Origin of the sequence: Paenibacillus sp. Root444D2, from assembly GCF_001426375.1 — a bacterium.
GTDB lineage: Bacteria > Bacillota > Bacilli > Paenibacillales > NBRC-103111 > Paenibacillus_E.
On the sequence record NZ_LMEO01000005.1, the window covers coordinates 181,484 to 194,147 of the forward strand.

17 protein-coding genes and 1 riboswitch are annotated in these 12,664 nt (G+C 44.4%); all 17 genes read right to left on the reverse strand.

The features are described 5' to 3' along the window. Window positions 1-85: 85 nt before the first annotated feature. On the reverse strand, window positions 86-1,501 hold the full coding sequence (locus tag ASD40_RS05195; protein WP_057302309.1) for a LysM peptidoglycan-binding domain-containing protein: 1,416 nt from the start codon (window positions 1,499-1,501) through the stop codon (window positions 86-88). A 125-nt stretch (window positions 1,502-1,626) separates the two neighbouring features. After that, window positions 1,627-1,908: a YheC/YheD family protein gene (locus ASD40_RS39210; protein ID WP_327205274.1), complete on the reverse strand. Its 282-nt coding sequence runs from the start codon at window positions 1,906-1,908 to the stop codon at window positions 1,627-1,629. Further along, window positions 1,859-2,509 (reverse strand): CAP domain-containing protein, encoded by a 651-nt coding sequence (locus tag ASD40_RS05205; protein WP_057302267.1) that lies wholly within the window; start codon window positions 2,507-2,509, stop codon window positions 1,859-1,861. The genes ASD40_RS39210 and ASD40_RS05205 overlap by 50 nt, the downstream gene beginning before the upstream one ends. A gap of 5 nt (window positions 2,510-2,514) precedes the next feature. Further along, a riboswitch (cyclic di-AMP (ydaO/yuaA leader) is annotated at window positions 2,515-2,646 on the reverse strand. A gap of 111 nt (window positions 2,647-2,757) precedes the next feature. Beyond that, window positions 2,758-3,552, reverse strand: coding sequence for an RnfABCDGE type electron transport complex subunit D (locus ASD40_RS05210; protein WP_057302268.1), 795 nt, complete (start codon window positions 3,550-3,552; stop codon window positions 2,758-2,760). 1 nt (window position 3,553) lies between these two features. Further along, window positions 3,554-4,432, reverse strand: coding sequence for an FAD:protein FMN transferase (locus tag ASD40_RS05215; RefSeq protein WP_057302310.1), 879 nt, complete (start codon window positions 4,430-4,432; stop codon window positions 3,554-3,556). Between the two features lie 11 nt (window positions 4,433-4,443). After that, window positions 4,444-4,857, reverse strand: a complete 414-nt coding sequence (locus tag ASD40_RS05220; protein ID WP_235549172.1) for an FMN-binding protein — start codon at window positions 4,855-4,857, stop codon at window positions 4,444-4,446. Between the two features lie 381 nt (window positions 4,858-5,238). Further along, entirely contained in the window at window positions 5,239-5,397 is a 159-nt protein-coding gene (locus ASD40_RS05225) for a XapX domain-containing protein (protein ID WP_057302270.1), read from the reverse strand. 253 nt (window positions 5,398-5,650) lie between these two features. Continuing rightward, window positions 5,651-5,845: a hypothetical protein gene (locus ASD40_RS38460; protein WP_057302271.1), complete on the reverse strand. Its 195-nt coding sequence runs from the start codon at window positions 5,843-5,845 to the stop codon at window positions 5,651-5,653. 181 nt (window positions 5,846-6,026) lie between these two features. Continuing rightward, window positions 6,027-6,368, reverse strand: a complete 342-nt coding sequence (locus ASD40_RS05235; RefSeq protein ID WP_057302272.1) for a DUF1801 domain-containing protein — start codon at window positions 6,366-6,368, stop codon at window positions 6,027-6,029. Window positions 6,369-6,401: 33 nt separating this feature from the next. Beyond that, the gene (locus ASD40_RS05240) at window positions 6,402-6,827 is read right to left on the reverse strand and encodes a YciI family protein (RefSeq protein ID WP_235549173.1); all 426 of its coding nucleotides are present in this window, start codon (window positions 6,825-6,827) and stop codon (window positions 6,402-6,404) included. Window positions 6,828-6,950: 123 nt separating this feature from the next. Beyond that, window positions 6,951-8,216 carry an RNA polymerase sigma factor gene (locus ASD40_RS05245; RefSeq protein ID WP_057302274.1) on the reverse strand — a complete coding sequence of 422 codons (1,266 nt, stop codon included), beginning with the start codon at window positions 8,214-8,216 and terminating at the stop codon, window positions 6,951-6,953. Continuing rightward, window positions 8,213-8,647, reverse strand: a complete 435-nt coding sequence (locus ASD40_RS05250) for a YciI family protein (protein ID WP_057302275.1) — start codon at window positions 8,645-8,647, stop codon at window positions 8,213-8,215. The genes ASD40_RS05245 and ASD40_RS05250 overlap by 4 nt, the downstream gene beginning before the upstream one ends. 107 nt (window positions 8,648-8,754) lie before the next feature. After that, window positions 8,755-9,096 carry an alpha/beta fold hydrolase gene (locus tag ASD40_RS38465; RefSeq protein ID WP_235549168.1) on the reverse strand — a complete coding sequence of 114 codons (342 nt, stop codon included), beginning with the start codon at window positions 9,094-9,096 and terminating at the stop codon, window positions 8,755-8,757. 121 nt (window positions 9,097-9,217) lie between these two features. Beyond that, window positions 9,218-9,565 (reverse strand): alpha/beta fold hydrolase, encoded by a 348-nt coding sequence (locus ASD40_RS38470; RefSeq protein ID WP_235549169.1) that lies wholly within the window; start codon window positions 9,563-9,565, stop codon window positions 9,218-9,220. A gap of 349 nt (window positions 9,566-9,914) precedes the next feature. Then, window positions 9,915-10,649, reverse strand: coding sequence for a class I SAM-dependent methyltransferase (locus tag ASD40_RS05260; RefSeq protein ID WP_057302276.1), 735 nt, complete (start codon window positions 10,647-10,649; stop codon window positions 9,915-9,917). A 380-nt stretch (window positions 10,650-11,029) separates the two neighbouring features. After that, window positions 11,030-11,464: an SRPBCC family protein gene (locus ASD40_RS05265; protein ID WP_057302277.1), complete on the reverse strand. Its 435-nt coding sequence runs from the start codon at window positions 11,462-11,464 to the stop codon at window positions 11,030-11,032. Window positions 11,465-11,778: 314 nt separating this feature from the next. Continuing rightward, a complete protein-coding gene (locus ASD40_RS05270; protein ID WP_057302278.1) occupies window positions 11,779-12,573 on the reverse strand; it encodes a Nif3-like dinuclear metal center hexameric protein in 795 nt (264 codons plus the stop codon). Between the last annotated feature and the right edge of the window lie 91 nt (window positions 12,574-12,664).

Consider the following 12,664-nt stretch of genomic DNA (forward strand, 5'->3'; position numbering starts at 1 on the left):
ACTTTTTTCAATTATCCCCTAAAAAAATAAGCATTCATCCAATGTGAGTGAATGCAGCATGGTTAAGCATTATTTTTCGTATCAGTTATATGAGTTTTCGAATTTGAAAATTATCTTCGAGCAATACCCAATTTTGCGGAAATGGATAACCAAGTACCCAATAACTGACCCCTCTCAAGTTATATTCCTTGACCAGATCGAATTTGGCCTGAGCACTTCTTGCATCTTCGAACCAGACTTCATGTGTATGTTGTTTTTCATCTATATAGCGATAGTATGGCGTTTGGGACAGCTGATCATACTTGATCTCCGCCCCATGTTGAATGGCTCGACGAATAGCTTCTTGCATATCAAATGTCTCTGCCTGTTGTCCTTTTACATGAGGAAGGAGCCAATCACGTGCGTATAACTGAAAGCCCATAAATATTTTATTTCTAGGAATAACAGTGACCGCATAGTCAAGAACGCGTCGTATTTCGTTGATGGGGGATATGGACTGAGGAGGACCGAATCTGTATCCCCACTCATATGTCATGAGTACGACGAAGTCGACAATGTCTCCGTGGGCGGCATAATCGTGAGCTTCGTAGAGCAAACCCTTTTGCTCTGAACTGGTTTTCGGGGCAAGGGCGGAAGATACAAAAAAACCTTTATCATGCAGCCTGCGGACAGCAAGTCGAAGAAATTGATTATAAAACTCACGATCGCTAGGATATACATTCTCAAAATCTACATTTAAACCACGATAGCCCTTGTTTTCCATAATCGTTAAGATGTTGGTGACTAGCTTATTTTGCAATTCGGGACTGGATAAAATGGTGTGTGCCAGCTTCGATCCGGCTTCTGTTGCTGAGAAATTGGTGATTGACATGACCGGTACGACATGTTTGTCATATGCAGCTGCGATGAGCTGCTGATCATCAGCGGGCTCAAGGGTTCCATCATCCTTCATTCGATAACCAAAAGGGCATAAGTACGTTAGATGCATCCCATCCTTCCGAACTTGCCCGGCAGCCACCTTTCCAAATACATTGGTATAACCATTGACATCGATGATCTGCCTCTGCTTTTCTGGGACTTTCAAGTTATGACCAGGGGAAATAAGCGCAGGATTTGTAAGCTCATTAGCTTGTGCAATGGCCTGCACAGTAACGCCGTATCGATGAGCGATCTCCCAAAGTGACTCACCCTTCCGCACGGTATGATACAAAACCGGAATAATTAATGATTGACCCGGCGTGATTTGCGTGACATCGCTTATTAAATTTGTCCGAGCAATAGCCTCTAATGTGATGCCGAAACGGCCGGCAATTGTACCAAGCGTGTCTCCTAATCTGACCACATATTCGGGATAAGGAGCTGGGATGACTAATGCCTGACCGATGACTAAACGATTGGGTTCTCGGAGTTCATTGACGGCGATAATCCGATTGGCATTCACACCATAACGACCTGAAATCAGCCATAGATTCTCTCCTCTTTGCACCACATGAATTTGCACTTTCATACCTCACTCTCGCCTTAAACTTCTATCTGTACTTTATTCCGCTAATATCTCTAGTGATTTGGGCGAATACCCAATTTAATGGAATCAAATCCACTCTATTTCGATACAAAGGTATTCCGTCAAAACGGTGGCCAAGCGTATCTATAATCTTTATCAACATAATACTGTTTGTTTTTAAGCTTATTAAAGAGTCCATGGGATGGATTATGAACATTAACCTCAATAATCCATATCCTACCCTCTTTATCTACAGCAAGATCAATACCACTCTGAAATGGAATAAAAAACGAAAAAACCAGCAAACACAAGGTTGCTGGTTTCTCTTGAAATATTCTGCAGACATGCGCTGCTTTAGTTACTAATGAACTCCTGTACCCATTCGCCGTTATAGAACGCAACACCGATTTGGGTGAAGTTGGGGCTTAGAATGTTTTGACGATGACCTGCGCTGTTCATCCACGCTTTCATGACAGCTTCAGGCGTTTGTTGACCTTTCGCAATGTTTTCACCTGCGTAGGAATAGCGAATGCCATATGTGCTCATCATATCAAAAGGAGACCCATAGGTCGGCGAGGTATGATCGAAATAGCCGTTGTTGTACATATCCTTCGCTTTATCCAAAGCCAATGCCGTAAGTGAGCTGTTGCTAGTTAATGGACGAAGTCCTGCCTTAGCTCGTTCTTGGTTAACTAGGTTAACGACTTGGCTAGCAAATGCTGATTGGGATGGCACAGTCGTAACTGGCGTTTTTGTACCTGCATTTGTGCTCGTGCTTCCAGGGATGTTGAGGCTCATACCAGACCAAATCACGTTCGGATTGGCAACCTGAGGGTTTACCTTAATAAGCGAAGATAGGCTTATACCATACTTCTGGGATATTAACCACATGGTATCATTACCTGATACTGTGTGAGTTGCTGGTGCGGCCATTGCCGCGCTCGATCCTACGAGGATGCTCAATCCTATTGCGCCGGTAACTACGAGCTTTTTATAACGTTTCAAAATAAACCTCTCCTTTTTGCGGCCTGCGAGGTTAGCTGTCGGATTCGGGTCAAAGAGTAATCACCCGGCCGCAGATAGCGGCTTCACCCCAAATAATGGTTCCCCCGTGCTTGCTGGAGCTTCGGCCTTCTGAGTTATTTGATCCACATGGATCTTACAAATTGTATCATGTGAAATCATGGAGAACATGACTCAAAATTTTCCAAGAGCATCCATTACGTTTTTTTGCATGTAAACAATCCCCTCATTCAATTAATATATCGAGTGGCGTTCCTAAGCTTCGGTACAAGTAAATGATATAAGTTCCCGATAAGCAATCCTATAAATAAGTACATCAAACCTCCAAAAATGCCATAAATAACTGTACCCATGATCGCGCTAAGGATGCCAAAAATGACTTGATCCTTATTTTTTGCCGGTGAGGTAGGCGGATCTGTAAGCATAAAAAGTGCAAAGAAAAGGGATGCATTAATAAAAGGCGATCGAAGTGCGTTAGTGGCGTCTCCGACATCAATAAACCCCATAATTAATAATAAGATGAAATACGTTCCTAGAAATGAAAAAACTTGAGGAAATTTGTTCACTCGGTTCGTCACCATGTATCCGCCAATCAATAGAAACACAACTGTCCATGTGGGAAGATCCCCGAATGCGCCCCACCAGCTTTGTCCTGTTCGAAAGAACAGGATGGACAGTAGCAGTCCAAATGCCGCTGGATTGAAGATTGGTTTTTTCTTGTGGGCAAGAAAATGTTTCGATAAAATAGCTATAATGGAAGTTGCAGCAACAATATACCAGGAGGAAGTTGTGCTTAAGATTAAAGCTATGATTAACCCTGTTATAACCGCACCGTCTGGCATCATTCGCTTCCTTTTGGCAATACGGGAACAAAGAGTATCCACAGCTGAAGAAACAACGACGGCAATGATACTATTATAAATGCCTCTAATATCTAGTGACCATATGGAGGCTATTAGTAGAAAGGCAATCAAGGAAACTATGACATATCCCTTTGGTGTTTTAATCCATTGGTTAACTGTCAATTTATATACCCCCTACTCTATATATTTGTGAATCGGATGATATCAAGATACCTTTGAGATCAACTTCTTCTATTAACACTCTCCCACGGTCTAACCCCAATAAGAAGAAGGTTGTCGAGAAGGCGTCCGCCATCATAGCGAAAGGAGCGATGACGCTGCAGCTGACCCATTCGCCCGGTGATTGTTTCGATTTGGGGTCGATGATATGATGCATACCGGCTTTTAATTCGCTCTTGCGCTCGTAACTTCCAGAGGTACAGACCGCCTCATTCGATATTTCAACCGTTTGAATGATTTGTTCTTTGTACTCGGGATGCTGAATGCCAATTCTCCACTTGCTGCCGTTTTCGTCTACTCCCCCAGCATAGAGGTCCCCGCCAGCATTGACGACAAATCCTTCAAAATCTTTCAACTCGTTTGCGGCCAAATCGATTGCGAATCCCTTAGCCACGGCACCTAAATCAATCACCATCGGCTTCCGCAAATACAATGTACGATCCTGCTCATTTAAGATGATATCCCGATAGGAAGAGGAGCCCACTGAGGAGCTTTGAATGGTTTCCCCAGTTAAATAATGCTGATTGAATCCCAGTTCTTCCATCGCTTTTCCCACCGCAGGATCAAATATCCCATTCGTCCATTTCGCCACTTCCAAAGCAAACTTCAAAGGCTCAAATAAAAACGGACTAATCCGAACGGGAGTTTTTATGACTCGGCATGCCGCCATCAATTCACTGTCCAGACTGAAACGGCTGCAGGCTTGTTCGACTTTCCGAAATGCCTCGAAAGCCCGATCAACTGCTTCTGTCTGAACCTTTGATTTCCGAGTGACGACTTGTATATCTACAACGGTATCCATAAATAATTTCGTTTTTTTCATGATTTTGCCCATTATGAGTTTCGCGCCTGAGAAAGCGCATCTTGTACAGCATCTTTGAATGCTTGTGTACTGTATGTTGCGCCCGATACATTCCTTACCTGCGCACTTTGTTTTTGTACCACTTCTTGAGGCAGCCCTGCGACATCATCAATTGTATAATGCATGGCAAAATGGCTGATTTCAACATCTGTAATTTTATCGCTTTTAATGGTAACTGCCACCTGAATTGATCCACGTCGATTGCTTCCTGTACCCGTATAGGTACCCTCTTTATAAATTCTATTTATTTGACTGCTTTTAGTCTGTGTAACTTGGACTTGTTGTTGTGGTTGCTGAATCGTTGCCTGAGTTTCCGTTGCGAAATATCCGGCGGCATAAATAGCTCCAATAGCTGTTGAACACAGAGCGACCCACTTTTTGTTCATTTTTGCCACGTGAATTTCCTCCCATATACATGCTTCATCGATAGTTTCATTATATGGAGAGAACATTAAAATTTTCTTAAGATTAACTGAATGTATTCGGAGTTATTGTTAGCTTTGAGAATTAAAAAACTCCCATCCCCAAAAAGGGATGAGAGTAAACTCTCCGTGCTCATTTATTTAAAGTTGATTAAAAGACTATTATTGCAGTGCTTGCAAAATGCGATCACAAAGATCTATTGTTCCTACATTGTCACGTCCGCTCGTAAGCTGAGTTAATCAATTTTGGCATTTTATTCAAAGTTTATCATTGCAGCACAACATGTAAGAAAAAGAAGGATGAAACTCGACAAAACTCCTCCTTTTTCTAATTCGTCCTGCTTCCTATTTTAGAAACAATTCCATTATCTTGCCGCCTGCATAAATACCAACTATTCCCAAAATACCTGAAAGTACAGGCGGCGCGGGCAAAGGTAGCTTTAGCACCTTGAATAGAACACCAATAATTAAACCTGCTCCTAATGACAACAGAAGCTCCTTCATACTTTAGACACCTCAATTGTTTGACTGCATCCTTATTTTCGATGGCTTAATTGCTTTAGCATATTACTTGCTACTTCGATGTTGACTGCGATTGGCACAGACTGAAGACCTTTTGTCATACTGACATAGTGTTTAACCACATGTAGGACCGTTCTCAATAATTTGCTTCAAAGGGCTGACATTTATTACAATAATCGAAACAGGAAATTGATTTGATTTGGGCTACGCCTTTCGCCATTCACCTTATGTTTATTCAATGTGAGGAATTCCCACTGATCTTAATTTCCCTCTCGGTTCCGTCTCCAATGATTAACGTAATAGCGTAATCCTTAATCAGAGGTCCAATCGGATCATCTGAATGCTTCAAATCCAGTTCGGAATTGAAAACAAGTTGGATTTCCTCCAACACAATGTAAATTTTACCATCCGCAGGCTTCTTACAGCCCAAGTACTACGTAATCCAATCGTCATAACCAACCAGGATAATCCACGCTGTAACCATTTAATTTCTTGTATTTTAAGAATTTTTTATAAGATCTTTATCTGAATACAAAAAAGAACAACGCCAAACTTTGTCTTTACAAAGTTAAACGCAGCCCTTTTTGATGATTAATAGATTGCATACGTAATTAAAGTGAGCCTGAAGCTTGACTGACCAATGACACCAGCTGTCCGGAATCAAATGAATCCCCTTTACGCAGCTTTAGTGTTTTTCTTTCCGGGGGACCATCGAACATGCCTTCTGGAAGCTCCAGCTCGACAGCATTAAAGATCGTGAAGCTGACCGCGTCTTTCGACGTCGAGATGACAGCAGCGTATTTTCCGTTTTTCAAAAAATGGGGCTTCTTATACTGAATACGCTCATGTACATCCGGTATGGCCTGGTGGACGACTTCACGAAGATTTTTGGACTGTTCCCCCTGCCATGGTTCTTTTAACGCTTCAATAAAATCGGTTACTTCCTGATTCATACTGATACACTCCTTTATGAAAGTAATGGTATATTATATTCTTTTCAACATGTTGATTTGGTCCTCTAAATCGGTTTCCAAGGCCAGTATTCTTGGGTCTCGTGTAGAATTCATATTTTCTTTGAGCTCCCGCATCTCGATTTCGAATGCCCCGTGTCCTCTTGGAATTGGCATCCGGAGCGCCAAATCTGCAGCCTCTTCTTCTGAATTCACATCGATCAGCGTATATCCGGCAATGAGCATTTGATCTGCTGGAAAAGGGCCAGTCTTAATTTCTGGCTCTCCCCCATGTAATGGATACAATATCCTGATCCCGTTGGAGCTTGGCTGAAGCTCTTCTGAAGCCAGGAGCGCACCGGATCTGGCTAAAGACTTCTTGTACGAAACCATAGCATCATTGTGTTCCCGGCAGATCTTTACACCCGCCTCCGAGTACCCTATCGCCTTGAAAATCAACATAAATAGCAAGATCGTTTCCCTCCTTGTGAGAAGATGACTTGAGGCAGCAGCTAGCTGCCGTAACCCTTCCCCTACTATGACAACGAACGGGAAACTATGTAATCGACAAGGCGGCTAAAAAAATTATTTCGATGCTTCAGACTCACATTCAGAAGCTCGGTTCTTTAAAAGCTCCTGCTCACGGACATTCTGGGTCATCGACACCGCACGTTCAAATTCTGTACGAGCTTCATCGAACCGCCCCAGCTTCACTAGGAGATCACCGCGAACGCTTGGGAGCAGATGGTATCCCTTGAGGGAAGGTTCGGCGCACAGCTCGTCGACAATCTGCAGCCCGAAGGCAGGACCAAACGCCATAGATATGGCGACCGCCCGGTTTAACTCGACGATCGGCGATGGCGTTACCCTAGATAACGCTTCATAAAGCGCTGCAATGCGGATCCAATCAGTCTCAGCTGCGGTAGGCGCCTGTGCATGGCAAACAGAAATTGCAGCCTGCAACGAGTATGGACCGAGCGGGCGTCCAAGCTTCTGGCTGCGCTCAAGTGCTGCCAATCCACGGCGGATTAGCAAGCGATCCCACTGCGCCCGGTTCTGGTCCATCAAAAGTACGGGTTCACCTGTGGAGCTAACTCGGGTTTTAAAACGCGAGGATTGAATTTCCATTAAGGCAACTAGTCCGTGAACTTCCGGTTCATGAGGTGCGATTTCGGCAAGAACGCGTCCCAGTCTAAGCGCCTCCTGACAAAGCAGAGGACGTATCCAGTGATCCCCCGAGGTCGCCGAATACCCTTCATTGAACATAAGATAAATGACCTCGAGCACTGCATACAGGCGTTCTTTGAGTTCTTCTCCTACAGGCACCTCAAAAGGAACCTTTTCGGCGCTGAGCGTTCTCTTGGCCCGAACAATCCGCTGGGCAATCGTAGATTCGGCGGCAAGGAAAGAACGTGCGATTTCATCAGTGGTAAGCCCGCATAACAGGCGCAGCGTTAGGGCAACTCTCGCATCCTGTGATAACACCGGATGACAGGTCATAAAGATCAGGCGAAGGAGATCGTCACCGATCTCCCCATCCAAAATACGATCCATGTCTTCCTCAGTAAACAAATCCATACCGTTGGCAATCTCTATGTATTTCTGATCACGCAATTTAGTCCTGCGCATATAATCGATCGCGCGCCGCTTAGCCGTCGTCATCAGCCAGGCTCCAGGATTGGCTGGAATTCCGATTTCCGGCCATCTTTCAAGGGCAATCACCAATGCATCCTGGGCAAGATCCTCTGCGAGACCCACATCCCGTACCATTCGCGTTAATCCCGCGATAAGCTTTGCTGATTCAATTCGCCATATTGCATCAATAGTCCGCTGTGTAATGGACAATGTCACGCTTTCTTCTGCTCCTGAGCCTGTTTGCGAAGGAGCGCTTCTTTCTCCTGCGATTCGGTATCGTTCGTTAACTCCTCAAACTCAAATACCTGTCTGAGCTCAATCTCGCCTTGTCCATATCCGTGGGGATCCGGCATGCGTAGTGCCCATTCTATAGCTTCTTCCCTGGATTTGACTTCGATCAGCGTATATCCCGCGATCATTTCCTTCGCTTCCGTGAACGGACCATCAATAACCTTTGGCTTGCCTCCAGGCTCCGGATAAGATATCCGGATTCCGCTTGAGCTGGGTTGCAATCCATCGGCAGCAAGCAAAACACCAGCTTTCACCAATTCTTCGTTATACTTTTGCATGGCATCAATAAGCTCCTGGCTGGGCATAGTCCCCGCCTCAGAATCTGTTGTAGCTTTAACAATCATCATAAATCTCATATGTGATTACCTCCTATTTTTAGTGTAGCTTCGTTATTTTTTCGGCGTCAGGATGAAATATTCCTGCCGCCCATTGTTGACGCTTTGGGGATGCCCACGCTTTATAACTAAAGATTGCCCATACAGAATGCTGTAAGCTCCGATGAAATCATTTTTGTATTAAGTTTCTTGGTATGGCCGAGTCCCTTTTTACTCAGCAGTTGCGCATTGGGCAACACGTTAGCTAATGCCTGTGCACCGTGACGCAACGCAAACGGGCTCTCTGTACCTTCGAGTACCAGCGTTGGGATCGTGACTGTGCTCCACAATTTGGTAGGCAGCGACTTTCCGTCTATATATCCATCCAACAAAGCCGCATCATAGGGGAGTGTGTGTGCAACGGCCATGAGCTTAGACCACACACCTGGCATCATGCGCATCAAGCTGACAACGAATGAAGGAGCCCCCATGCCCTTGGTCATAAAGTACTTGATGGCCTCTGCCCGGCGATTAGCGGAAATAAGCTCAGTAACGTGCATTACGAAATTCTTCGGTGGCATCCGATCGGCAGCATCGACTACAAATGGTGGTTCATGCAGAGCCAGTCGTGATGCTTACCCCTCTTGATGCTGCCTTCAGGGCAAGAACCGCCCCGGATGACAATCCCCAAACACATGCTGAGCCGCCAGCTTCATCAATCAATGCCTGAAGATCTTCAATCTCGCGCCCTATGTCATAAGGCTGTGTGTCTCCGCTATCCCCGCGACCGCGGCGGTCGTAGTTGTAGACCGTGAAGTGCTCTGACATCTGATTTGCCAGCTGCACAAGTCCCGGAAATTTTCGGTAGCTGAACGCACCTGCTACCAGAATGAGTGCTGGCCCTTGGCCAACTTTGTCATAAACGATCCTGGTACCGTCTCTTGAAATTATTGAATACATTGTATGTCTCCTTTTCTGTTGTTTTTAGTCATGCTGCTACGTTAAACTTTATTTCTAGATTGTTTTGGGTTTAGATCAGATTCCTGTTTTTACTGGATATCCGAGCCTCTATAAAGACGACGAACCGTTAACGACAAAATCGACACAACTTCAAATAAAAATTTCAATACATTGATCCGTGTCCCATTTAACCTGACGCAGCTTAAACAGCCCCTCGCTGAATCCACTTATTTTTAACAAAGAAAATCGACAAGTCTATCCGATAACACAACAGGCTGCCAATATTGCCGGCAGCCTGTTGTGTTATCACACTCGTATTCCGTCGTTCTATTTATACTAATTGATACGTTTAATTCTTGACCGCTGCGATCAAGAGGAAAATGGGGCGACGGGTTTCGTCTTTCATCTCTGGATACTTATCCAAAGTTTCTTGTGTTGGTTGAGGTTCGGAGAGTTTCATAATAGTAAAGCCAGAATCAATTAAGGCATTAACATAGGTAGCAATAGTTCGATGATATTTGACAACATCATTGTCCAGAAATCTCGCCTGCCGTAGACCTTCATTCTGGTAGTCGTCGACAGGCCAGTGCAATCGCTCGCCCCCCGAACCATAATACCAGTCTTGTGCTGCGAGTGCAGTAAAGATTGGATGTTCAACCGAAAGTATGAACGATCCTCCTGATACAAGACAATGATGTATGTTACGACAAACGATTTCGAAGTGCTCCACATAATGAAGAGCAAGCGAGCTGATCACAACGTCAAACTCCCCTGCTTCAAAGTTGATGTCTTCAATTGCGAGCCTCCGATACTCAATCGTGGAATCGTTGTTATTTTCTCTGGCATACGCTAGCATTTTCTCAGAGAGATCTACTCCAATCACTGACCGGGCTTGCTGTTCTCTTGCATATTGGCAATGCCAACCAAAGCCGCATCCGAGGTCAAGAACTCTTTTATCTCGAAGTTCGGGAAGCATAGCACGAAGTACGGGCCACTCCCCGGCAGCATTTAGTCCACCAATCGAGCGAGGCATTTCACTGTATTTTTCGAAGAATCCGAGATCATCATATTTATTCTGTTTCATATTAACCCAAGACTCCTTACTTGAACTTATATTCTCACCTAGTCAAAAGATAAGTATATTGTTCTTTGATTTACGATATCTAGAGTTTATCATCAATCTGTGAAAGTCTTTATTGAAAATTTTATTTTAACTAAACAATCCTGTTTATTTAAAAGTTCTGCATTAGTGCAATAGCAATAGATTTTAATCTATTGAATCCAAAATCCGTCACATCATTCTCCTGGTTTCGCCGTCATCCGCATATTATTTTCTTCTTTTTTAACAACCAACTTATTCCTGCTTGTATGATGCATACAACCGTTCGGATGACGCCCCTGCTGGGGGACATAGGCAAAGCGCATGCCAATGTCGGCATGCGCTTCTAAGGTTTCGAAAGTTTTTTATTCTGCTTTAGCTGTTTCCACATATTTTTTGAAATTATCTAAAATCGCCTGCCATCCGGCTTGCTGCATCTCGATAGCGTTGGTCTCTTCTGCTTCGAACGATTCGATGATTTGCGTTTCATTGTCTCGGCCAATAAAAGTGATCTTCACTTTTCTACCATCGCCAAGCGTATAGGAGATGCTCTCATTCATGCTCACCTCATCATATACGCCGCCGAAATCAAATCCCATGCTGCCGTCCTTGGCTTCCATTCTCGAGACAAATTTACCTCCGGCCCTCAGATCATTCTCGGCAAACGGAGTATGCCAGTCATCGGAAGCCTTACTCCATTGCTTAATATGCGTCGGCTCCGTCCAATATTTCCACACGCTTTCGACGGGAGAATGAACGATTGTTTCTATCGTTATCGTTGCCTGATTACTTGTTCCCATTATATAACCTCCTGTGATGAATCTATTATTCTCAAATATTACCATAATCATTCACCGCTGTCGATATGTCTGAAGTGCCCTTACTTTAAAGGTTTCTTCGGACATTAAACTCCACGAAAAATCCCCTCCAAAGTAACGATTTTTTGCCAGTCCATAGTTCTTCACGCATTTCCTGTATAAACTTAAGAAGCATTTCATAAGGTACTTTAGGTATTTCGGATAGTTCTTGCCAGAAAAATGGTGAAAAATTTGTAGCTAGGACTCCTGCAATATCGAGAACTAATTCTCTTTTCATAGTGATTAATGCGATATGACTACAAAATATGAAATAAAGGCTTTTCTCTTATAAAATGAACGGTTAGGCCGGGGAACTGTTCCTGCAGTCTTTCCGCCAATTCCTTCATGCCGGGCTCTTCGCTTTCCGCGTGACCCAATGCGATGTATGCCTTGTTCTTGCCTTGATGAACAGCGTCGCGAATATATTCCGGCGTTTCCCATTCCGGCCCTTCTCCTGCGATCACCAGGTCGAGATTGTAATTATTCAGCAGTGGGAGTGCCAAGGCTGCCCCCCCTCTGTAGCCTGCCAATAGCCCAATGCGGGTGCAAGACATCTCTATTTCCCCCACAACGCGCACGAATGGTATTTGAAGCTTTTCCTTCAAGTATTGCGCTGTGCGTTCAAGGGTCATGCAAGGAATTTGCACAACCGTTGCGGCGGGCAAATGCTCTTCAACGTAGGGCGCCCAGCCCAGTGCGTTAATTAACCCCATCATAATACCGTCCGTTTTGTAGCGGTGAATATGATCGTGATAACGATAAATGGCGATTCCTGTACGATCAAGCAATTCGCGCTTTTCGTTAATAACCGGATCATCCTGCAAAACCTTCATATCCTCCTGGTGACGGTAAAACGGACTTTCGTGTGAAATGATCAAGTTGGCTCCTAAAGCCACAGCCTGTTCGATCACAGCCTGCGTGGCCAAAAAAACGACGACAATTCCCGTTACTTCCGTTTGGGCCGATCCGACTCTCAATGAATCCACAGTGGGCTCGTTTACTGGAGCCTGCTCTAACAATCGATCAATAACCTGTCTAATTGTAATCGTCATCCAAACCATCCCTTATATAAAGTGATCAGCAAAATATAGACGGGACTGTAGACAGATACAAGTTGCCACGTCTGTTTGTTCGTCCCGTCTT

What these genes read in the sequence shown, in the direction of transcription:
- ASD40_RS05215 (WP_057302310.1), bottom strand. Translation starts at nt 4,432, where the DNA reads ATGAAAAAAACGAAATTATTTATGGATACCGTTGTAGATATACAAGTC.
- ASD40_RS38465 (WP_235549168.1), bottom strand. Translation starts at nt 9,096, where the DNA reads ATGGGGGCTCCTTCATTCGTTGTCAGCTTGATGCGCATGATGCCAGGT.
- ASD40_RS05235 (WP_057302272.1), bottom strand. Translation starts at nt 6,368, where the DNA reads ATGAATCAGGAAGTAACCGATTTTATTGAAGCGTTAAAAGAACCATGG.
- ASD40_RS05250 (WP_057302275.1), bottom strand. Translation starts at nt 8,647, where the DNA reads ATGAGATTTATGATGATTGTTAAAGCTACAACAGATTCTGAGGCGGGG.
- ASD40_RS05225 (WP_057302270.1), bottom strand. Translation starts at nt 5,397, where the DNA reads ATGAAGGAGCTTCTGTTGTCATTAGGAGCAGGTTTAATTATTGGTGTT.
- ASD40_RS05240 (WP_235549173.1), bottom strand. Translation starts at nt 6,827, where the DNA reads ATGTTGATTTTCAAGGCGATAGGGTACTCGGAGGCGGGTGTAAAGATC.
- ASD40_RS05270 (WP_057302278.1), bottom strand. Translation starts at nt 12,573, where the DNA reads ATGACGATTACAATTAGACAGGTTATTGATCGATTGTTAGAGCAGGCT.
- ASD40_RS05265 (WP_057302277.1), bottom strand. Translation starts at nt 11,464, where the DNA reads ATGGGAACAAGTAATCAGGCAACGATAACGATAGAAACAATCGTTCAT.
- ASD40_RS05260 (WP_057302276.1), bottom strand. Translation starts at nt 10,649, where the DNA reads ATGAAACAGAATAAATATGATGATCTCGGATTCTTCGAAAAATACAGT.
- ASD40_RS38470 (WP_235549169.1), bottom strand. Translation starts at nt 9,565, where the DNA reads ATGTATTCAATAATTTCAAGAGACGGTACCAGGATCGTTTATGACAAA.
- ASD40_RS05220 (WP_235549172.1), bottom strand. Translation starts at nt 4,857, where the DNA reads ATGAACAAAAAGTGGGTCGCTCTGTGTTCAACAGCTATTGGAGCTATT.